Source organism: Luteolibacter ambystomatis, assembly GCF_018137965.1.
Lineage (GTDB): Bacteria > Verrucomicrobiota > Verrucomicrobiia > Verrucomicrobiales > Akkermansiaceae > Luteolibacter > Luteolibacter ambystomatis.
On record NZ_CP073100.1, the window covers coordinates 1,838,919 to 1,862,567 of the forward strand.

The window sequence follows — 23,649 nt, forward strand, 5'->3', positions numbered from 1 at the left end:
TCTGAATCTCTCCCACCTCATACCGGTGCGCTATCCATGTTTATCATAGTTGCTGCAATATGCCGCCTCTCGTGATCAACAGTTGATTGGAGTCGGAGGGTTCCTGATCCCCATCCGCAGAATGCAGCTTCGGAGATTGTCCGATCCCCGAAGCCGCGTCCCGCCTGGATTTCACTCAACTCAACCGTCGTTACGGAGTCACCGTGAGGTTGTCGAATGTCGAAGCGTTCAGCCCGGTGGTGTTGCCGCTGCCCACGGCCAGGCCGATGTAGCAGTTGCCCGCCATCGTCACCGTCACCGTGCCCACATTCGTCCAGCTCGTGCCGTTGGTGCTGCTGTAGGCCGTGATGTCATTGCCCACCCGTATCAGGCGCACCCATACGTTCGGAGCCGTGGCCGTGCCGCTGTTCGACGTCGTCGTGCTGCCCGCCGTCGCCGTCCGGCGGGTCCAGGTGAAGGCACCCGAACCGTCCGTGCCGAGGAACACATGGCGCGCATCGACGGCCAGCGTGTCACGGATCATCACCCCGATCCGCGAGCTGGTGCCGGTGTTGGCGAACGTCGGGATGCGCACCGTGATGTCCCCATCCGCGGTCAGCGCCTGATAGGTGTAGCGGAAGCCGTCCGCCGTTCCTCCCACCACGCCCGCGCCGTTCAGCGTATGGACGTTGTTGAAGAACTCGGAGCGTCCCGCCACGCCGGTGGTGCCGATGTCACCGGTCACCCACGGCGAGGGATACGGAGTCACCGTCACGTTGTCGAACGTCGCCGTGCTGGCCGTGGTGGTGGAGGAAGCGTCCACCGCCAGTCCCACGCGGATCGTCGTGCCCATGGTCACCGTTTCCTGGCCGACCTGCGTCCACGTCGTGCCGTTGGAAGACACGTAGGTGGTGAACAGGGAACCGCAGCGTGTCACGCGCACCCAGTTGTTCGGGTAGGCGTTGAGCGCCGGTCCGGCGATGTGGGTGCTGCTCGCACCGGTCGTCGCGCGATACTGGTTGGCGAAGCCGTTGGATGGAGTCACCACCATCATCGCGTGGGCGGAACCGGCGGCGGTGGTGTCACGCATCATGACACCGGCCTTCGCCCAGCCCGCGGTATTGGTCTGCGAGGTCACGCGGGCGCGGATCTCGCCGTCACCGGTCATCGCGGTGGAGGCGTATTGGAACGCATCAGCCGTGCCCCAGATGTCCGCGCCTGCTCCACTGATCGTGTAGAGGCCGGTGCCCGAGGTGTAGCCGCTGGAACCAGCCACTCCGGTGCTGCCGATGTCACCCGCCGTCCAACCGGACGGCAGAGCGCCATAGACCGTGATGTTCATCGTCGCCGTGGCGCTCTGGCCATCCGGATCGGTGACGCTCACCGAGTAGCTGCCGGTGCCCGCGTCGCCCGCTGCCGGAGTGCCGGACAGCGCGCCATTCGAGGCGATCGTCAGCCAGGACGGACCGGACACCTTGGCGAAGGTCAGCACGTCGGTATCCGCATCGGTCGCACGGCCCACCAGGCTGCCGGAGTAGGCGCTGCCCACCGTGGCATTGCCCATCGTGAACGAACTGGCGGTGAAGGCCGGGGCGCGGTTCGCGATCAGACCGTCATGGAGGCCGTTGAGTTCACTGGCGCTCAGCGCGCGGGTGTAGAGGCGGACTTCATCGAGCAGGCCCTTGAAGCGACGGTTGTTGTCACGCTGGTCCCAGCCGATCGACATCGTGATGGTGGACACCAGGCTCTTGGCGGTGCCGGAGGCGGTGGCCAGCGGATTGCCGTCCACATAAACGGTGCCGGTGGTGCCGCTGCGGGTGGCCGCGACGTGGTGCCACTGGTTGTCGTTCACCAGGCCGTAAGTGGCCGGCGTGACGATGTCGAACTGGTAGCCGTTGTTGTAGATGTAGAACTCGACGGTGCCGTTGGACAACACCTGGAGTCCGTATTCGCCGTTGTAGCCGGAGCCCGTCGCGTCGCGCTGCTGGATGATCACGCCCGTGCCGGAACCCGGAGCGATCTTCACCCAGGCTCCGACGGTGAAGTCACCGGTGCCGGAGAGCGATGGAGCCGCACCCAGCGTGATGCCGTCATCGGTGCCGTCGAGGTTCAGCGCGTTTCCTACGATACCTGTCGTGGAAGCCGGGCTGCCCGCGATGGTGCCGTCCTGCACGCGGCCGGTGGCGTCATCGGCGTTGGTGCCGGAGGTTTCGTCGAGCTTCCACCAGCCGCGGAGGTTGGTGTAGATCGAGCCCGGGACGGACGCCACGTCGAATGGCGCGGTGCCCACGGTGAACTCCAGGCCGGTCGGCGAGCCGTCGCCATCCGGATCGGCGGCGAGGTCGGGGATGATCACATTGATCGTCAGCGTGGTTTCGGCATAGGCCCCCGCTCCATCGGTGGCGCGCACCGTGAAGACATTGGCGCTGCCGCCATCGGCGAGTCCCGGCGTGCCGGAAAGCGTGCCGTTGGAAGCGATGACCAGCCAGGACGGGCCGGACACCTTCGAGTAGGTGAGCGTGTCACCCGCATCCACATCACTGGCGGAGCCGGAGATGCTGCTGCCGGTGTAGGGCATGCCGGAGGTGGCGTCCGCCGCCGTGAGGGTGGTGGCGAAGGTCGGCGCGTCGTTGGTGTTAGCCACCGTGATGTTCAATGCCGTGGTGGCATTCGCGCCCGCCGCATCCGTCACCTTCACGGTGAAGACATTCGTCCCCACGTCACCGTTGAGCGGCGTTCCAGACAGAGCACCGTCGGAGGTAACCACCAGCCAGGCCGGGCCGCTCACCTTCGAGTAAGTCAGCGTGTCATCCACATCGACATCCTCGCCATAGCTGGCGATGGAGTCGGAGTAGGCGCTGTCTTCGGCAGCACCGGCACCCGTGATCGGGTTCGCCGTGAACGTCGGAGCATCGTTGGTGTTGGCCACCGTGATGTTCAGCGTCGTGGTGGCATTCGCGCCCGCGGCATCGGTCACCTTCACGGTGAAGGCGTTCGCACCGACGTTGCTGTTGTCCGGCGTGCCGGACAGCGCACCGTTGGAAGCAACCACCAGCCAGGACGGGCCGCTCACCTTCGAATAGGTGATCGTGTCACCCACGTCGACATCCGCGCCATAGCTGGCGATGGAGCCGGAATACGCGCTGTCTTCCGTGGCACCGGCACCCGTGATCGGATTCGCGGTAAACGTCGGAGCGTCGTTGGTGTTGGCCACCGTGATGTTCAGCGTCGTGGTGGCATTCGCACCCGCGGCATCGGTCACCTTCACGGTGAACGCATTCGCCCCGACATCAGCATTCAGCGGTGTGCCGGAGAGTGCACCGTTGGAAGCAACCACCAGCCAGGATGGACCGGACACCTTCGAGTAGGTCAGCGAGTCACCCACGTCGACGTCCGCGCCGTAGCTGGCGATGGAGCCGGAATACGCACTGTCTTCCGTGGCACCGGCACCCGTGATCGGGTTCGCCGTGAACGTCGGTGCGTCATTGGTGTTGGTCACCGTGATGTTCAGCGTCGCAGTGCTGTTCGCACCCGCGGCATCGGTCACCTTCACGGTGAAGGCATTCGCACCAACGTTGGCATTGAGCGGTGTGCCGGAGAGCGCACCATTGGACGCGACCGAGAGCCAGGAGGGGCCGGAAACTTTCGAATAGGTGATCGTGTCACCCACATCGACATCCGCGCCATACGAGGCGAGGGAACCGGAATACGCGCTGTCTTCGGCAGCACCGGCACCCGTGATCGGGTTCGCAGTGAACGTCGGAGCATCGTTGGTGTTGGCCACCGTGATATTCAGCGTCGTGGTGGCATCGGCACCCGCGACATCGGTCACCTTCACGGTGAAAGCGTTCGCACCGACGTCACCATTCAGAGGCGTGCCAGACAGTGCGCCGTTGGAAGCAACCACCAGCCAGGACGGGCCGGACACCTTCGAATAGGTGATCGTGTCCCCCACGTCGACATCCGCGCCATAGCTGGCGATGGAGCCGGAGTAGGCGCTGTCCTCGGTGGCACCGGCACCTGTGATCGGATTCGCGGTGAAGGCCGGGGCGTCGTTCGTGTTAGTCACCGTGATGTTCAACGCCGTGGTGGCGTTCGCACCCGCGGCATCCGTCACCTTTACGGTAAAGGCATTTGCACCCACGTCACCATCGAGCGGCGTGCCGGAGAGCGCGCCATTGGAGGCCACGCTCAGCCAGGACGGACCGGACACCTTCGAGTAGGTGAGTGTGTCGCCCGGGTTGATGTCGGAACCGTAGGAGGCGATGGAGCCGGAGTAGGCCGCATCCTCGGTGGCATTGCTGCCATTGATCGGATTCGCCGTGAAGGTCGGAGCCGCGTTCGGCACCGTGAACGACGATGTGACGGAAGTCACCGTACCACCGCTGTAGATCGCCTTCGCGGTGAAGTTGTGGCTGCCCACCGTAACGTTGTTCGTCCAGGTGATCGAGTGCGGGGCGCTGCTGTCGGAACCGATCAGCGAGCCGTCCACGTAGAACTCGACGGAAGTCACGGCCAGATCGGTCGCCACCACGTTCGCGGACACGGTCACGTTCGATCCGGAGGTGAGGTTGCTACCCGCCACCGGCGCGCCCACATTGATGCACGGAGGCACCGCGGGAGCGAGGAACTGCGGGAAGATAGCCGTGGCCGGAATGGCCGCGCGGCTGATACCGGGACCCTGCCAGGCCACCGAAGCGTGGTCACCGCCACCGCCTTCGTTGTGCTGGACCTCCATGTAATACACCTTGCCGGCGGTCAGCGTGAAGGTCGCCGACTTCTGCGAAGACTGCGAATCCCATGACTGGAAGCCGGTGTAGCCGCTGACGGTCGCGATCTGCGACTTGTTCGCCGCGGTCTCGTCCGTGCTCAGGTAGAGGCGCGAGGCATCGTCCGAAGCGATCCAGAACGTATAGTCGCCGGTCGTGGGCACCTGGATGTAACCGGTGAGCTGGCGCGAGTAGCTGTCCGCCACATCCTGCGGCGTGGTGAACGTCGCGAGCGAACCGGTGTAGTTGGTCGTGCCGGTCCAGGTGTTGGTGTTGTAGGCCGTGGCACCGGCGAAGCGCTTCTCACTCACACCCGCCACCGCAGGCGGATTGCACACCACCTTGAACGAGCCGTCGCCTGTGGCACCCGCGCTGTCGATCGCACGGACGACGAGGTGACGCACGCCGGGATTCGGCAGCGAACCGGGAGTGACCAGCGTGACCTGGCCGCTGGCATTGATGGCGAACAAGCCGCCTTCATCACCTGCGACGATCGCCCAACCGGTGATGGTGCGGCCGGAGGCCGGGGTGGCTGTGGCCGTTCCGAGCACCGTGCCAACGCTCATCGCGGAGGTCGCATTCACCTGGTTTGTGGCTACCACCGGTGCGCTCGCATCGAGAAGCGTGACGGTCATCGAGGACGGAGCGGTCAGCGAGGCACCCGAGGGGCTCGACAGCGATACCACGATGCCTTCCGGAGCTTCGCCGATCGCATCGGTGAGGAGGCTCAGCGGCAGTGACTTCATCTGCTCGCCGCTGTTGAAGGTCAGCGTGCCATTGGCCAGCGAGTAGTCGCTGCCATTGGTCGCCGTGCCGGTGGAGGTGTAGTTCACCGTGATCGGGGTGGAACCCGCCGGACGATCGAGCAGCACCTGGAGCATCGGCTCGGAGCCGTCGGTTTCCAGGCGGGTGCTCGAAGCACTCAGCATGCGCACCGTGCGCGGAGCGGTATCGGTAGGCAAGTAGCTGATCGGCGTGCGGGTGAAACCCGGGCCCTGCCAGGCGACGGAGACATGGTCGCCCCCCCCACCCTCCTGGTGCTGGACCTCCATGTAGTAGGTCTGGCCTGCCGTCAGCGTGATGTTCGCCGATTTCTGCGAGGCGTTGGCATCCCAGTTCTGGAATGCCGTGTAGCCGGACACGGTGGCGATCTGCACCTTGTTCGCGGCGGTGGCGTCCGTGCTCAGGTAGAGGCGGGAGGCGTCATCGGAAGCGATCCAGAAATTATACGTACCGGTGGTGGGAGCGGTGATCGCACCGACCAAGCGCCGCGAATAGTTGTCGGCGACGTCCTGGGCCGGAGTGAACGAGGTGAGGAAGCCGGTGTAGTCGGCGTTGACCGTATTCCAGGTGTTATTGGTATAGACGGCGGTGTTGTTCCAGCGCTCCTCGGTGACAAGACCCGAGATGACATCGTCGAAGATCGCGAGAGACTCAGTGATGCGGCCAGTGGTGAAGCTCGCGTTGACCGGATTGATCAACTGGAGCACGGCGGTCTCCATGCCTTCGATATAGCCGTCGTTCTTCACCCGGATGCGGAGATTCTTCGTCGTTGTTCCCGGCGGGAAGGTCAACGTGGCGTATGGAATGACCGCGTTGCCATTGGCCGCATCGACGAAGGCCCAGTCGACATCGTCGCCCATCGCGCTGCCACCGCTGGAGATGCAGTTGACGGTGACGGTGGAGGCGGAGGCGGCGGAGAGCACAACCGGCAGGTCGCGATACTCACCCAGCGCGCCCGGCTGCTCGCTGAGAGCGATGGCCGCCTGCTGAAAACCGACCGTGACCGGGGCGACATCGTTGTCGGTGATCTGGTAGGTTGCGGAGGCGGGAAAATCCGGGCTATAGCCGGTGCCCGCAACCACGGTGACGGTCACCGTCTCGGAACCCTCCACCAAGGCGTCGTCCACAGACGTCACCGCGACGGTCGCGACCGCCGCTCCGTCCGGAATGACGACCGTGCCACTCAGGTTCGCGTAGTCGGTGCCATTGGTCGCCGTGCCGGAAACCGTATAGTTCACCGTCAGGTCGCCCGTGGTGCCCACCGCGCGGGAGAAGTAGAAGTTCGCCGCCGTCGGACCAGCTTCCGAAGGCGTCTGGTTGGTGGTCGACACCACCACCCGCTCGCCACCGCTGTCATTGTCGCGGATCAGCGCGGTGGCCGAGGGATCGTTGTAAACCTTGTAGCCGGTGCCCGGGGTGATCGTGACCACCACCGTCTCGGTCGGCTCGACGGTCGTGTCGTTGAGGACCGGGATGATGACCGTCGTGTCGTTGGAGCCGTTCACCGGAACACTGACGGTGCCCGAAAGCGCGGTGTAGTCACTGCCCGCGGTGGCGGTGCCGCCGACGGTGTAGTTCACCGTGAGATTGCCGTTGCCGGTGCCGATGGTGTGGAAGATGAGCGTGGCGTTCGATCCGCCTTCCGTGCCGATTGATCCCGCACGGACGGTGACCAGCACCGGATCGTTGTTGTCCGTGAGGGTGACCGTGCCCTGGTAGGCGGAGCCGATGCTGTAGGCATTGTTGAAGGTGCTCAGCGAAAGCACCACGGTCTCGGCGGGCTCGCTGATGTCGTCGTCATACGGCGTGATCACCACCGGGGCGCTGGTGGCACCCGCCGCGATCGTCACCTGTCCGGTGAGGGCGGCGTAGTCGGTGCCGTAGGACGCGGTGCCGGTCAGACCGTAGTAAACGGTGAGCGGAGCGGCGGTGCTACCGGTGCGGGTGACAAGGAAGGTGCCGGTGTCCGGGCCGCTTTCCGAGGCGTTCGGATCGGGCACGCTCACCGTCACCACCGGCGTGTCGTCATCGGTGATGATGACGCTGGCGGTGGTGGCGCCGGCATCGCGCAGATACGCGGCATTGGTGGAGATGGTCGCGACCACATCCTCCGGCACTTCGATCGCGCTGTCGTCGGTCGGCGAGACGATCACGTCCACCGAGCTTTGTCCTACGGGGATCGTCACCGTGGTCGGCAGCGTGGTGTAGTCGGTGCCATTGGTGGCGGCTCCGCTCCAGGCGACGGTCAGGTTCAGCGCCGCGGCGGTCGAGCCGGTGCGGGTGAACGTGAACTTGCCGGTATCGGTGCTGGAGGGAGCTTCCGTGGCATACGGATCGGGAGCGGTCACGGCCACCAGCGGCAGCGTGGTGTCGTTGTCATTGACCGTCATCACCACCGAGTTCGAGCTGCCGGAGACATAGCCGGCGGACGAAGCGAGCTGCAGAGTGATGGTTTCCGGTCCTTCCGCGGCGGTGTCGTTCACCGCAGCCACCACCACATCGAGCGTGGCCGAGCCCGCGGGGATCGTGAAGGACTTGTAGGAACCGGACGCCACGTAGGCGGGCGTGAAGGTGTAGTCCGTGGTCATCGTGGCGGTGCCGCCAACAGGCGAAACCAGCACGACGAGATCCGCGGAGGTGTCCCCGGCGCGGGTCAGGCGGAAGTTGCCATTGGAGCCGCCTTCGGTCGGATCCGCGGTTTTCGTCAAAGTCACCAGGGTCGGCACGGCGCTCGTCCAGTTCACCGTGTTCGTTCCGGCGACCACCGTGTAGGGATTGGCCGTGGAAGGCGTGAAGGTGTAGCCGGGCAGCGAGGCCGTCAGCGTGGTGGAGCCGGTCGAAAGCCCCGGCAGCGAATAGGTGCCGTCCGCATTGGTGAAGGCATACTTGCTGCCATTGCCGATCATCACGCCCGCGAGCGGGTTGGTGCCGTCCGTCACCGTGCCGGTGATCTGCTGCTTGCCGTGCGAGCCGACATTGATCACCACCGAACGGCGGACCGTGCCACCCTTCATGTCGGAAACGGTGAGCATCGCATTCACCTGCGCCGCCGTGTTGAATGTGCGGGTGAACACCGCGTTGTTCGTGCCATAGGTGCCGTCATCGAACTGCCAGTAGTAGGCGAGCGGATCGCCATTGGCATCGGATGCGGTGGCGGTGAAGGTCACGCTGCCACCTGTGGAGATCGTCGTAGCAGAGGCGCCGAGCGTCGCGGTCGGAGCGACATTGCCCGGGAACGGTCCGCGGTTGTAGACGACATCCAGCGAGACCGGCGTGGTCGCGTTCTTCGCCACCACCGTGAAGTGCTGGTCGGACTCCCAGTCCGAATACGTGCGCCCTTCCCCGATGCCCGCATCGCCCTTGCCGCCCGGGGTTCCGGGAGTGGTGTCGAGCAAATGGCCGGCGTTGGTGCCCCCCATGCCGTCGTAGATCACCAGCGCCTGGTCCGCGAGCAGTCCGCCGCGGGCCGGATGATACTCAATGTTGTAGCTGCGGATGCTGTCCTTCGGGACGTTGATGGCGTAACGCTTGCCTTCCTCCAGTTGCGGCTGGTCGTAGGCATAGATGCGGTAGAGGCCGTTGCCCTTCGGAGCATGGTAGTAGTTCGGCTGGATCCAGCTGAGCCGGCGCTTGCTGATGGTGTTGTAATGGCCGCTGAAGCCGTAGGCACCGCCCATCACGTCGTAGCCGTTGCCGTAATTCTGGCTCGCGCCGGTGCCGTAGGCGGTGCCATCGCTGGTGTTCCAATAGTTCGCGTGGTTGAGGCCGAGCGAGTGGCCGCATTCGTGGTTGAGCACGTCCATGCCGTCCCACGTCACCCACACGCTGCTGCCACCGCCCCAGGAAGATCCACTCAGGAGAGGGCCGCCGTTGACACGGACAATCGTGCAGTCGAACTGGCTGGAATCGTAGCCAAGCGCCTTCGCCGCGGCGCGGGAATCGCTGTGCACGAGGTTCAAGCCCACCTGGTAGCCATCGTTTTCCTTGTCGATGTACCACTTCTGCGTGTGCGGCAGGGTGACCAGCGGCGAGAACGTCGTGGTCTGGGTCATCTTGCCGTAAGAAGCCTCGATGTAGTAGCGCGCGTTGTTGCGCATGTCGTTGTAAGCGCTCTCCTCGGTGTTCGGCGCGGAGGTCTGATCCTGGTAGAGCACGCGGATGTAGAGGCACTTGAAGGCACCGATCGAGCGCGATGCCGTCCCCGGGAAATTGTCCATGAAGAACCCGCCGCCACCGGAACCGCTGGCCTGGGCATAGGTGCGGTAGTCGTCCTGCAGCACCGCCACGTGCCCGCCCTCACAGAGCGAGATGATCGTTTCACCGATCTGCACCGTCGGCGTGTCCTGGGTCACCGTCTCACCGGCGGAGACCGATTCCGTCGTCTTCCCGGACACCGGACAGGTGGTCTGCACCGTGGTCCCTGCGGGAATCTTTTCGCCGACGTCCAGCGGACGGACCGCATTCGAAGCCACCGCGAAATCGCCCCCATCCGCATAGCCCTGCAGCGGTGTGCTCGGGATCGACAAGACACTCTGCAACTCGGCAGGAACGTGGGCCTTGTAGCTCACGCCTCCCGTCACAAAGGAGCGCATCGTCAATGCCTCGCCCGGAACCTCGAGCCCAGGTGCGGGCCGCCCCATGAGAACATTGTAAGCTCCGACCGCAGACACCGGAGTCTCCAGCTGGCTGGTGATCTCGGCAGGCAGATCCTGCCGCTGCACGCGTGTCACCGCGCGGTCCACCGCCTGGCGGGGATCGAAGGAAATCAGCGCGCGGTATTCCGGACGGCGGTCGCCTGCGAGACGCGCGCCCTCCTTGGCCAACGCCTTCCGCTCTTCCGGCGTGGCGTTCTTCCACTGGGCCATCCAGCCGTCGAAGGCATCGAGCTTGGCGAAGTCCGGCTCACGCGGCTTTTCATAGGCCCAGGTTCCGAAGTCCCCCTGGCCGTTCGCGGCCGGGGCATTCGCCGCGGCTGCCGCATCCCCGGCATCGGTGGCTGGAGCTTGCGGACTACCTGGCTGGCCGGGGGCGGGATGAACGGCTTCCACTCCGCCCCGGGCATGGGACTTCGCGGTGGAGGGTGTCGACTTAGCGTTGGGATATAGCCTCAGAATGACGGCCGTACCGGCGACCAAGAGCACGCCAAGACAGACTATGGAAGATCGGCGGGATTTCATGGGTTTTTGCAAGGGAATAGATGAACGAACAAAGCGGATCAGCGAAAGATGACGGAGCAAACCGATCCACTACCCGATTCATCGTCTTCCCACCAGAACCCAAATCGTCAGGCTTCGATCAAGTGCATACAATTCATTGGTTGGCCTAAGATTAGACCACTTGACCCGATGGCCCCGGAGATTCGGCTTCACAACGAGTCACATCCGGGCCGTACACTTGTGGAGATCGGGTATGCGGGTCGGGCGATCTCCGGCGATCATCTTGATGGCGGCTCGTCTTTCGACCGGCAATCACATTCATCACTCAACAGTTTGAATGATTTCGCCCTGCTATCGCCTTTCGGACGACGATTTCCTGCCTCACATAGCGCGCCGCGTGGGAGCAGCGAGGGGGTCATCACTCCTGCCTACAGCCCGTCAATTCCGTTTGGTGTTCCCGCCTTGTTGCACCGCCACGTTTGAGGGACAGCCAGGAATGGACGGGGGGAGCCGATCTTCCGTCCGCAGAAACCGGCGTGGCTGTTTCTTCGAGGCATTCTTCCTCTCACACGAAGGGAGGCCAGCCGGACATTTACCGTTTTCCATGAACCACCTGATCAAACCCCATCTCATTGCAGCCCTCCTTCCGGCCTGCGCATTCACCGGGCATGCGATGGCACAGGGGACGACGGTGGTTTACACCCAGACGCAGTCCACGGTGAACGGGCAGCCCTTAGCGGGCAGCGGCGAATCAGGGCGCGAGCCGGCGACCATCAGGTGGCGGCCGAACTGGAAATAGAGGGCCTCGAGCGCGGGGTCCTGGGTTTGCTTGACGCGCTTGAGCCGCTCCGGTGTCGGCAACTTTGCGGCGTCGGTTTGCAGTAGCTCGAGCTGGCAGCGGCGCATGTAGCTGCCGTGGTCGGCCGCGGAGGCATCGCGCATCGCGACAAACGAATGGTCGAGTGCCCTTTGCAGGCGTTGGTCGATCACCGCGGTAAAGTTCGTTTTGTCGAACATGTCGGTGCCATGGTTTCAACCGCCTTACTTCACGATCTCGCGGATCTTGATGTCGCGGAAAAAATAGCGGTGACCTTCAGGACCCAAGTGGACCTGAAGGGCGATGAAGCCTTCGGCCGCGCCCTTGTCGTCGGTCAGGTCGGACGCGGCTTCACCGTTGAGCCAGGTGCGGATGCGGTTGCCTTCGCAGACGATTTTGATGTGGTTCCAGTCGTTGTGCTTGAAGGTCTTGCCGGCGGCGAACACGGGCAGGTCTGCCTTGGCGTCCTGCGGCTTGACCGGTTGCAGCCAGCCGCGGCCGGCTTCCTCCTGAATGCCGCAGGTCCAGGCGCGAGGCGAGGGATCCACTTCGCACTGCCAGCCGCTGACCCTGCCTTGCTCGTTGATCCGGCTGCGGACCTGGATGCCGGAGTTCATGTAGGAGGTGTCCTTTTCCTCCAGCTTGACGTCCACTTCCAACTCGAAGTCGCGGAAGGTTTTGTCGGAGCACAGGAAGGTGTTGGAGCCGCCCTTGGCGCTGGTGCCGACGATCACACCGTCCTCGACGGCGAAGGTGGCCTTGCCGCCCGTACCCTTGGTCGACCACCCGATCAGGGTTTTGCCGTCAAAGAGCGCGACCGCTGCCGCCGCGTTGGCGGGCTCGTCGGCGTAGCTAGTGATGCAACCCAGTACGGTGCAGACGAGAAAGAGGGCGGAGCTGGATCGGATTTTCATGAGGGTATGGAAAAAAGATGGGGGTGAGGAGGACTTTCATGGGTGGTGAGCGGGAACCGCCTGCGCGAAATGGCCGCCGGGGCGGTCTTGCGTGCGATCGAGGGATTCCGCCTGCAGCCTGGAACCTTCGATCCCGTTGTAGCCGGCGGTGAAGAAGTGGCCGCTTCCGCCGCCGCTGCCGTCGGTGTTCGGTTCCAGGCTGAGCATGCCGAGGGTGGAGCCGCCTTCGCGGATCAAGCCGAGGTATTCGGCGAAGGGCCATGCCGGAGCGGCGAGGGCGAGGAAACCGATGGCGAGGCGGGATAAGGGCAAAGCGATGGTTTTTTCATCGTGGGGAATCGGTCAGACGCTCTTGGCTCTCAGGAATCAGGGCCGGCTATTTCTTTTCCGAAGCCTCGATCTGTTTCGTGAGCACGTCGATTTCCCGGTTGATGGCGTTGATGCGTTCCTGATTGCCGCCCCTGGCAGTGTCGGCATTCAGACGATCCAGTTCCTTTTGCAAGGCTGCGATCTTGCTCTGTAGGGCTGATGCATCGGATCCCTGTTTGCCGCAGTATTCCGCATACACGCGGTCGATGACCACCGATGACGCATCCTTGGCGCACCAGGCCGGTTTATCATAGCGTTGGTAGCCGTCCATGATGCCAAACCATGCCTCCGCCCAAGGAGCCAGATTGATCTGTTGGTTTTGCGCCGAGGCGATGATGCCCTCGAGCCGGGCGGCCATGTCCTTGCAGGTCGGCGTGTCCCGTTTGGAGGCGACATGCGCCTTGAGGCCCTCGCTGGTCAGGTCGAGCAAGGCCTGTGTCCATGCCTTCTCGTCCGGCTTCGAGCCGAGGGCGTTTACCAGAAACATGGCTGCTTCATCCTGGACCACTTGGTAGCCCTTGCTTCCTTTGGTCAGGCACAGGCCGCGCCTGGCGTACTGGTCCGCCTGCGATTTCATCCAGACTTTTTTCTGCTCGGGATTCTTCATGTTGTCAGCGACATACTGGAGTTTATCCCGCATGGCTTTGCGTGCCTCCTCCGTGCGATAATAGGCGCTGAAATGCTGGTTGAGGTCCTTGGTGAGGCCCGACAGGAACTTGTCCCCACCCTGCGCCGCAATCTCATATTGGCTCACGAGTTTGACCGGGGCGCCCGAGGCTTGCATGGCGGAGTAGATGCGGCTGCAAAGCGCGCGATCGCTTGGCACGGGATACTTTTGCAGTTCCGTGGCGAATTTCTGAAAGGGATTGCCGGTCACATACCCTTCCTGCGGGCAGCCAGGCTTCTCCTTGGACGCAGTGAGCGCGGCTTGGAAGCCCTCCCACGAAGCGATCAATTGCTCAGGGTTCTTCATGCTTTCCAGCGCACGATAAGACAGATCGAGGTTATACGGATTGCGCATCCATGCGCTTTTCAGCAAGCCGGGCCCGTAGGTGTCGGCGACCGTTTGGGGAAGCTGCATGAAAAGCGACCAGCCCAGATTCGAGTCCGCGAAACCTTGCAGGCCGTAATTCATCGCGGCGGCGAGGGACAGCGCCTTGCGGTCGCCGCCGAGGACCGGCTGCGGTTTCACGTCGAGGGGTTTTTCCCCGAAATACCACTCATCGCTGCAACTCGCATCCGCTGTGGTGTAGATGCCCTTGGCGTCCTTTTCGAAGAAAGCTGGGTAGGAGTGGCCGGGCGAAGAAGCGCTCAGCGGGCATTTTCCGAGCGCCACGCCGGCCAGATTGGAGGTGGCCGTGTGCGTGCCGCAGACGCCGCCGTCCTTGCGCATCATGGGCAGGGAGCCGTAGGCGAATTCGAAGGCGGTCATCCGCCGCAGAGCCAGCTTGGGCGGATCCTGGGCCACTTGGTTGACATATTCGATATAGCGCATGGGCCGCTTGCCTGTGCGCTCCTCTTCCCAGGCGAACTCCGCTTCACGCAAGGGAACCGGGTTGACCATCAGATACATGGCGAAGGGCCAGGCATCCGGCAAAATGGCGCCGCGGGTTTCCGCGTTGTCGATCTGGTAGGCGAGCCAGACATTCGGCAAGGGCTTGTTGTCGCGCTTGGCCGGCAGACGACCCTTCGCGGTGTACGCGTCGAAAAACATTTTATACGCCCGCGTATGGTCCTTCACATGCGGGAGGGTCCAGGCGACGGCCGTGAAGCCCCAATGCAGCTCCTTGTCGCCGCAGTCCAGTGGCTGCCAGTCCTTTTGCCTGGAGGCCATGTAGGCGTTGAATTCGTTCTGCAATTTCCTGTCGGCCACAATGTCACAGGCCCGGATGACTTCGCGCCGGGGGACGACGGAGACCTTGCCGTTCCTGAGGGTTTCCTCCTCCTCCATGAAATTGATGATGTGGTCATTCATGTCCAAGGGCCTGTCCTTGGGATGTGTATCCACTTTGACCAAGGGCGACTTGGGAATCTCGACCTTGAGCGGCGCACGCGCTGCCAGGCTGAGATACCTGATCCCTTTTTCGTAATCCTTCACATGACGGTCGCGGATGTAGAAGGTGGAATCTTCCGGTTTGGCGAGGTCCACATGGCCGGCGTGAAGCATGACGGTCGCCAGAACCGGCTGCGGGTACTTCGACATGCGCGCGGTGCCGAGATCCAGCTCCAGGGAGCGCAACAACACCAGCGCCTGGGCGGGACTGGCGCCACGGATTCCATAAAGGGTCGATGCGACCGTGGGTGTCTGTTCTACCCAGGCAAACAATGCGGCGGGAAGGACGATGCGGTGCTTCGCCAGCTCCTCCATGGCCTGCGCCTTCCGGTATGCCAGATAGGACGACTTCACCCCATCGGTGAACCCGCCCCGGTCATTCTTCAGTTGCTGCAGTAATAATTTAAAACCAGCGTCCGCGCCGGCCACACGAGGAATGGTGGTGTTCGTCGCCGCTGCGGAGGGCGGTGTGCTTCGATTGGCGTCCTGCGCGAGCGCGAGGCCTGGGTATAACAGGGCGACAAGGTGAAGACGAAGTTGTCGCCCGACTTCTGCGCCTGCATGGCGGAGGAGGTTTTTCTTCACGGTATAGGCAAGGTGTTCGGTCTGCAATGAGGAGAATTCAGCAGCATAAGCCGATGGTGAACCTACGGGAAACGTGAGGGAGTCGAAGCTTCGCCGGGACAACATGTTGTTCCGGACACTGCTTCAGATCCGCCACTCCCTTTGAATCCCCCTGCTTAGTTGGCTTCTTGATTCTTCCTCCAAAGATCCCGCTTCGATCAAGGAACAGTATCGAACTCGATGGCCTACCATTAGGCCATTTTTTAAGCCCCCCGCTTGGGCTCATCCACCTTGACCCGACCGATCGTATTGCCACGAGCCAGCAGATAGGAACCGAGGTATCGCTTCGTCGCCTGACGCCCAAAGGCCTGGTCTTCGATCCACCGGGTGATATTGCGGACGAACTCGTCGTCGTTACGCTGCAGGCCGGTGAGTTGTTTGCCGGGCCAATACCACGCGAGCGACCGGACCTCCCCGACCACCGCCACTGACACATCGTCCGGCATCTCCAAACGCTGCCGACTTAGAAATCCCAGCACACCGGAGGCATAATGCTCATCAAACAGGATGATCGCCGTGGGTGGCGTGAGCCGGAAAAGCGATTCGAGCAGGCGTTCCAGCCCCTCTGGAGTCTCCTCCCAATCCGGCAGGTGATAGTCACTGAGCTGGATTCCCGCCTCGCTCAGCACATTCCGATAAGCCACAAGAGACTCCGACAACACCGGCTGGCGATGGATCCTGGAGGTGATGAATACAATCCGGCGATGACCAAGCGCCAGAAACTCGCACGCGAGTTCGAGAAGCGCGGATTTGATACTGATGCCCCCAGCGGGAATCCTTCTGAGACCGTGGATCGAACCTCCCCACGCCAGGACCGGCTCGTGACGATGCCCATCCAGCCACTCCAACACCACCCGCGGGCCACAAAATACGATCCACGCATCGGCATTCATGGAATCCATGAGCTTCTCCAGTCGTCCCAATCTGGGCGAATCATTGGAAAGGGCCATGTGCGCGACACAGGGCGTGTGCCCGAGTTCCATGATCGAGCTCATGATGATCTGGCGGTCGATGCGCCAGAATTCCATTTCGTCCTCCGCCTCCACGGGCACGAGGATGCCGATGCGCCACTGGCGCGTCTTCGGCTCCACCACCGCCTGCGCGTTCGCCACGACCACGCGTCCCCTCGATCTGCCGGACCGCGCCACGCAGCCCTCAGCCTCCAACCGCTGGAGCGCCTTCGCCAAGGTCATGCGGGCCACTTTCAATTCCGCCGCCAGTTGACGCTCACTAGGCAGACGCCCTCCCCAGCAACCGTTGCCAATGCCTTCAAGCAGCAATTGGTAAACCCTATCGACGACAGGAAGGACCGGTTCCATGGAGAATCGAAGTTGGTTTCAAAGAAAACAAACGGACTCACGAACCATCCGGAATTTCGAATGGCGTGACATGCCATCTGCGCCAAAAATCCGCCGCCGTAAAAGCCATTGGAAATCAAAATCATTCAAACTATTGAATAACCGGTGTGAATGCCAATTCAGCCCGAACCCATCCTTGTTGGAACTGGAATCACCCGTGAACCACCGGCCGGATCAGAAGGTCCCGCCTGCGCCGCCATCGGCCTGATCACCGGAGCTGCAGGTTCCTATAGACGCTTCCGCCCTTTGCTCTTCGCCCGCTTCAAGGTCTTTCCCGCGTGCCACCTGCCTTCGATCAGATGATGTATCGGCGACACGGGCACGCCCGTTTCATGGCGATGAATCATGCTGACAACCAGGTCGATCATTGCCTCGCCGATCTTCTCGAAATCCTCGTCAACTCCGGAGATATCGATCCCGCTTGCCGAGAAGCCTCGTCCTGCTTTTCCGCAGTCCGGATGCCAATCCTCGACCTTGAAGGATGGCGCGGCTACCCCCACATCTCTCGGCACGCGGACTCCCTTCGATTCAATTACCTGGATGATCACCTCAGGCCTGCTGGTGACAATCACATCCGGCAGCTCCCGTTCGAACCAGCCCAGCAGCCCCCTTGCCACCTCGGGATCGCCTTCGAACGGTGGCACCCTGTCTTCCCTCGGAAGGGGGGCTTGGGCGTCTAGAAATCCCGCTCTCCAATAGTGGTCGGTGTGACCGTGGGAATAACGACCCAAACACAGGCCGGGTCGCCGGTATCCCAATGCGAACAGCTCTCGCATCAACACCTGCATGTTGTAAAATTGATGCGGCTGGACCCGATGCAAACGCGGCTGCGCCAGCGTGTGTGCCATGGTGATCGCCGAAAAGCCCGACCAGTCGAGATTCATCACCAGATTCTCCACATCCTGTGGCGCAATCAGGACTCCTTCGATTCCACGCGCTTTCAAAATCCTTCCAATCTCTTCCGGAGAATGTCCCGAATGACCGGCACATACCTCATCCAGCTTCCATCCCAGCATCTCCGCACGTTTGCTTGCTCCCGCCCATAGTGCCCGGAACCCTTTGCGGGAGCTCTTGGGTGGCGGCCAGAAGTCCACCCACGCAATCGACTCATGAGCGATCTTCCGGATCTTGCTGGATCTGTATGTGGCCAGTGCGGATAGGAGCGGATCAGGCCGGTAGCCCATCGCCTCGGCGATCTTCTTCACATGATCGCGCGTCACCTCCGGAATGCCGGGACGATCGTTCAGCGCCAATGAGACCGTTGAATAGTGAACCCCTGCCTTTTCCGCGATCATCTTGAGGGTAACTCGTCTCTGGATCGGCATCGCCCCCTTTATTCAATAGTTTGAATGATTTCAATCCACAATCGCCTGTTGAGCAGCGGCTTTTTGCATCACACGACGCGCGATGCAGGAGAGCAGAGCGAAAGCTCCATTACTGAAAACCGCGTTTACCCTGATTCCTCTTATAACCTGTGCATTGACCGGACATGCGGTTGCACAGGGGACGACGGTGGTTTACACCCAAACGCAGTCCACGGTGAACGGGCAACCCTTCCTCGCGAAGGGGGCGTATAACGGCATCGCCAGCGACTTCCCGAAAATTGCCGGCTACGGCATCAATGTGGTCCAGAACTACGGGTTCAGGAGTTGGACGGACGCCCAGGTTCAGAGCTACCTGGATCAGGCCCAGGCCAACGGCCTCAAGGTTCTCTTCAATCTGAACGCTGCCGTGCCGACGCAGGCGATTGTGGACCAGGCGAAGGCGCGTGTGGCGATGTTCAAGGACCATCCTGCGATGTATGCGTGGTACCTGGCCGACGAGCCCAATGCCGCCAACACCGATCACGCGCTGCTGAAAAGCCTGTATAATTGGATCAAGCAGACGGATCCGAACCACCCGGTCTTCTCTTCGAACTGGGAGTTGGACACGTTCAAGGATTGCTGCGATGTCGACATGCCGCAGCTTTACAACGGGCCGCCGTCGCGTCAGCGCGGCGGTGCCCTGCCCGGTATGGAGCAGTATCGGGCAAGTACCGGCATCCCGTGGATCCCCATCCTCAATGTCACTGACGGTTTTGGTGGCGTCGCCAGCCACCTGGATACGCCAATCAAGGTCCGGGGCGCGTTGTTCGACATGTTCGCTCACGGGGGTAACGGGGTCTTCAATTACCTCCTGTACGCCGAAAACAATCCGGATTCGATTTTCTACACCCCGGCGCTCCGGAGTTCCTTCAGCTCCACCACGCAGGAGTTGGATGGACTCTGGCCGCGCATCAGCGCCCCGTGCCAGAACTCGTCCACGTGGTATGAGGAGTCCGGCGATGTGTTTCTCTGGTATCGCCGTGTGGGCAATCAGATCACGGTGATGGCCGTCAACGAGAGCGAGAACGTCCGGACGGTGAACACACCTCTGCCGAGCCTGTCGAGTCAGCCATCCATCAACGCCACGGTCAGTAGCGAAAACCGCAGCGTCACGGTACTGAATGGCTATCTGTCGGATACCTTCCAGCCCAATGAGGCTCACATCTACCTGATCGACGGCGCGGGGCCGGATACGGACTCAAATGGAGTCTGGACCAACGTGACAGGAGGATCATGGCAAGCGGGCGGCAACTGGAGCGGAGGGACTCTCGCCAATGGAGTGGGCAAGACGGCGGACTTCAGCACGCTGAACCTCACTGCCAACGCCACCGTTACTCTCAATGGAAGCTTCATCATCGGCACCCTGAAGTTCGGGGACGCCACCACGGCGAGCAACGACTGGACGCTAGGCCCGGGCACGGGAGGTTCGCTGACCCTGGCTGGTGGCGGTGCCATCGACGTGGCCAACCGCACGGCCACTATCAGCGCCGTACTAGCGGGACAAGGTTTCCAAAAAACCGGTTCGGGTTCCCTCATGCTGTCAGGGACGAACACCTACCGGGGTGGCACAACGGTTTCCACAGGTTCGGTGACCGTCAGCGGAGATCAGTCTGGCGCCAACGGGGGATGGACCGTCAAGGCCGGTGCGGCGACCTTCCAGAGCGGTTCGAACATCGCGGTAACGAGCACGCGATCGGTGTCGATGGACAATACCGTCTCCGCGCACTCCATCACCACCTCCGGCACGGTCACCAACGACGGCTCCCTTTCGATGGGCGGCGCCAGCACGCTGACGCTCAACTCCGGCGCCAACTGGAATCAGAACGGCCAGATGAACCTGGCGCCTTATTGGTCATATGCCACGGCGCGCATCCAGGTGAACACCGGAGCCACGTTCACCTACACCGGCACCTCGGTCATCGCCCTCAAATCCAGCAGCGTCTCAGGCACCACGGACAAGTCCATCGTCACGATTTCCGGCGGCTCCTTCGTCACCGGCCAGGGTTTCCAAAACCCGACCGTCGGCGGGGCCGGTTACGCAAGTATGGAGCTCTACGGCGGAGGCACGTTGAAACTCACCGGCGATATCCCGGCACTCGCGACCACGGCGGACCGTCCCTTCAATGTGCTGGTTGGTGCAACGGGTGGCGGCATCGTCGATACCAACGGCTTTTCCACCACCATCACACCAGCCATTGCCGACATCAGCGGCCAGACCGGCGCGTTGACGAAACGCGGTGACGGCACGCTGACTTTGGCAGGTGCCAACAGCTACACCGGAACGACCACCATCGAAGCCGGCACGCTTGCGATCAACGGCTCGCTCGGAAATGCCCCCGTAACGGTCAAAAACGCCGCCACTCTCAGCGGCACCGGCACAATCTCCGGCGTGGTGACGGTGCAAAACGGTGGCACTCTGGCACCCGGCGCGGGAGGAATCGGGACTCTGACGGTGAACAACACCGTGACCCTGTCCGGCACCACGCGGATGGAGCTGGGCAAGTCCGCCTCCACGCTCACCGCCGATCTGCTCAGCGCCACCACCCTGAACCATGGCGGCATGCTGGTGGTCACCCATGGGGGCCCTGACGCGCTTGTGGTCGGCAATAGTTTCACCCTTTTCAGTGCCACCAATCGCTCGGGAAGCTTTGCCAATATCCAACTCCCGGCCTTGGGGGCGAACCTCGTTTGGGACACCTCCACGCTTTACACCAATGGCACCATCCGGATTCGCGCGCTACCGGTGGCGGTGACGGACTTTGCTCCAGTCGCGGTCAACGGCTCGGTCACCATCGCGGTGCTTGCCAATGACAGCGATGCCGACGGTGATCCCCTCTCCCTCCAATCCATCACCCAAGGCGCACATGGCACGGTGACCAAATCCGGCAATAGCGTGATCTACACCCCGGCGGCGGATTGGAGCGGCACCGATAGCTTCACCTATACGGTTGCCGATGGTCGGGAAGGGACGGTCGTCGGCACGGTCAATGTGCCCGTGGGCGTTGGGAACCATGCGCCTACATTCACCAGCAATTCCTTCAGCCGCTCCGACGCATCCACAGGAGCCCCCTATTCGGACACGATCGCCGGAAGTGCGACGGACCCGGACTCCAGCCTGGGCGACACGCTGACCTACTCGAAGGTTTCCGGCCCCACCTGGCTCACCGTCGCCGGCAGCGGAGCACTGGGCGGCATGCCCACGAACGCAGATGTCGGAACGAACATCCCTTTCACCGTGCGCGTCACGGACATGGGCGGTGTTTCCACCACCGCCACGCTGACCCTCAGTGTCGTGGTCGGCCCCACCGACGGCACGTGGTACAATGCCACGGGCGGAAGCTGGTCCACCGCATCGAACTGGAGCGGAAGCCTGATCGCCGGCGGCGCAGGCAAGGCCGCCGATTTCAGCGCGCTCAATCTCACCGGCAACACCACCGTTGCGCTGAATGGCGCGATCACCCTGGGAGGTCTCGTTTTCGGTGACACCACCCCGAGCCACAACTGGAGTCTCACGGCGGGCACCGGAGGCGTCCTTACCTTGGATGCGAACTCCGGATCACCGGCCATCGCGGTGAACAATCAAGCCACCACCATCAGTGCCGTTCTCGCCGGGTCCAAAGGACTGACGAAAACCGGTGTCGGCACGCTCGTGCTGACGGGCACGAACAGCTACACCGGCGGCAACACGGTCTCCGCGGGAACCCTCCAGCTCGGTGACGGCACCACCAACGGCTCGATCAACGGCAGCTATCAGATCGCAGCCGGAGCCACCCTGCGCCTTGCGCGCACCGCCAAGACGACCGTGGCCAATAACGCGCTCACGGGGGCGGGCACCATCAGCCTCTACGTGGCTGGCACCGCCAATGGCACAGGCGCCTACCAGTGGGACAGCTTCACGACACTGGACTCCAACTTCACCGGCAAAATCGTCGTGGAGGAAGGGCGGATCTATTACACGTCCGCCAAACTGGGAGGCACCACCGCGATCGAAATCCAAAATGGCGCGCAGTTTCTCGCGAAGAATGGCTCCACCTACCCCCAAGCGATCAGCATCGCGGGTCTCGGTTGGGGCGAAAGCGGTTTCAACAACGGCGGCCTGCGCATGGAGTTCGGCGGCACAGGCACATGGGCGGGCCCCGTCACTCTCACCGCGAACTCCGGCATCATGGCCCAGCCGGGAGCCACCTTCAACATCACCGGTTCCATCAGCGGAAATTTCGAATGCCTGTTCTATGCGGGCGATCCGAATACGGATACCGGCACGATCAACGTCACCCCCTCGGGGACAGCTCAGAATTCCTACGGCTCCACTCGAATCAATGGCCGGCCCAGCACTTCCATCGTGGCGGGAAACTCCCGCGCCTTCAGTCCCGGAGGCCTCGCCGTGAATGGAGGCATTCTCAAGCTCAACGGCAACAGCTTCACTTTCACCAACCTGAGCGGCTCAGGCGGTAAAATCGGCAACTATGGTGCTGCCGCCGCTTCCCTCACTGTGGGTGGCGACAACACCAGCACCACAAGCGCCACCGTCCTGCTCGACGGCGGAACCGGATTGCTCGGCCTCACCAAGGCCGGTACTGGCACGTTGACCCTGACCGGTGCCAGCACCTATACCGGAGCAACTACGATCAACGCGGGCACGCTCGCCATCAGTGGTTCACTCGGAGCCACAGCGGTGGAGGTGAAGAACTCGGCGGCACTGGGAGCAGGAGGCAACTTCGGCGGAGCAGTCACGATTCGTTCCAACGGGCACCTGGCATTCGCGATCGCATCGTCACCGGGAGCCCAAACCGCCCGCACCATTGGCGGCACTCTGACCTTTGATGGCGGCAGCGTACTGGATCTCAACGCCATCTCAACACCATCTGTCGGCACCTACACACTCGCCACCGCGTCGTCGGTTTCCGGCATGCCCGGCACCGTAACCCTTCCCTCTGGCATGAATGGTTCGGTTTCCGTGTCGGGCAACAGTCTGATCCTGACCGTGAACGCATCGTATGCGACTTGGATCGCCACTTACAACACGGGCGGCAAAGCGGCGGCGAATGACGATGCGGATGGGGATGGCATTCCGAATGCCGTCGAATACGTCCTCGGCACCGCGCCCGATGTTCCCAATGCACCAAATGCCGCTACGCCGCAGGCGCAGAAGTCAGGCAGCAATTTCGTCTTCAGCTTCCATCGTGAGGATAGGTCGAAGCAAGGGAACCTTCCGCTTGCCGTGGAAGTCGGCTTTACTCTCCAGTCGTGGAGCCAAGTTTATCAGATCGGAGCGACAACAGCAGAGTCCAGTTCCGGAGTCATCGTGACGGAGAACGATTCAGCGCCGGATACCATTATAGTGACCGTGCCCGTCAATAACGCTTCCAGTTGCTTCGCCCGGCTCAAGGTGACGGTCCCGTAGTGATCGTAACATGACCTCGCTTTTTCGGGACTGAACACCTAGTTCCCCATCGTGATGGC

General features: G+C 62.4%; 8 protein-coding genes. 1 reads left to right on the top strand and 7 read right to left on the bottom strand.

Annotated features, from left to right (window positions below):
- Positions 1 to 190: 190 nt before the first annotated feature.
- The 7 genes from KBB96_RS07100 to KBB96_RS07130 form a co-directional block, all read right to left on the bottom strand.
- A complete protein-coding gene (locus tag KBB96_RS07100) occupies positions 191 to 10,579 on the bottom strand; it encodes a putative Ig domain-containing protein (RefSeq protein ID WP_211633911.1) in 10,389 nt (3,462 codons plus the stop codon).
- Positions 10,580 to 11,383: 804 nt separating this feature from the next.
- Positions 11,384 to 11,704 carry a glycosyl hydrolase family 95 catalytic domain-containing protein gene (locus KBB96_RS07105; protein ID WP_211633912.1) on the bottom strand — a complete coding sequence of 107 codons (321 nt, stop codon included), beginning with the start codon at positions 11,702 to 11,704 and terminating at the stop codon, positions 11,384 to 11,386.
- Positions 11,705 to 11,728: 24 nt separating this feature from the next.
- On the bottom strand, positions 11,729 to 12,418 hold the full coding sequence (locus KBB96_RS07110) for a 3-keto-disaccharide hydrolase (protein WP_211633913.1): 690 nt from the start codon (positions 12,416 to 12,418) through the stop codon (positions 11,729 to 11,731).
- 36 nt (positions 12,419 to 12,454) lie between these two features.
- Complete coding sequence (locus KBB96_RS07115; protein ID WP_211633914.1) at positions 12,455 to 12,730, bottom strand: hypothetical protein; 276 nt, start codon at positions 12,728 to 12,730, stop codon at positions 12,455 to 12,457.
- Positions 12,731 to 12,794: 64 nt separating this feature from the next.
- A complete protein-coding gene (locus tag KBB96_RS07120) occupies positions 12,795 to 15,425 on the bottom strand; it encodes a hypothetical protein (RefSeq protein WP_211633915.1) in 2,631 nt (876 codons plus the stop codon).
- 242 nt (positions 15,426 to 15,667) lie between these two features.
- A complete protein-coding gene (locus KBB96_RS07125) occupies positions 15,668 to 16,783 on the bottom strand; it encodes a GntR family transcriptional regulator (RefSeq protein WP_211633917.1) in 1,116 nt (371 codons plus the stop codon).
- A 266-nt stretch (positions 16,784 to 17,049) separates the two neighbouring features.
- A complete protein-coding gene (locus KBB96_RS07130) occupies positions 17,050 to 18,117 on the bottom strand; it encodes a LacI family DNA-binding transcriptional regulator (RefSeq protein ID WP_211633919.1) in 1,068 nt (355 codons plus the stop codon).
- 217 nt (positions 18,118 to 18,334) lie between these two features.
- On the opposite strand from KBB96_RS07130, the gene KBB96_RS07135 reads away from it, so the two are divergent.
- The gene (locus KBB96_RS07135; RefSeq protein ID WP_211633920.1) at positions 18,335 to 23,590 is read left to right on the top strand and encodes an autotransporter-associated beta strand repeat-containing protein; all 5,256 of its coding nucleotides are present in this window, start codon (positions 18,335 to 18,337) and stop codon (positions 23,588 to 23,590) included.
- Positions 23,591 to 23,649: the final 59 nt, after the last annotated feature.

Bases quoted from the DNA above. Each gene is read 5' to 3' on its own strand.
- KBB96_RS07125 (WP_211633917.1), bottom strand. From the start codon at position 16,783: ATGGAACCGGTCCTTCCTGTCGTCGATAGGGTTTACCAATTGCTGCTT.
- KBB96_RS07105 (WP_211633912.1), bottom strand. From the start codon at position 11,704: ATGTTCGACAAAACGAACTTTACCGCGGTGATCGACCAACGCCTGCAA.
- KBB96_RS07130 (WP_211633919.1), bottom strand. From the start codon at position 18,117: ATGATCGCGGAAAAGGCAGGGGTTCACTATTCAACGGTCTCATTGGCG.
- KBB96_RS07110 (WP_211633913.1), bottom strand. From the start codon at position 12,418: ATGAAAATCCGATCCAGCTCCGCCCTCTTTCTCGTCTGCACCGTACTG.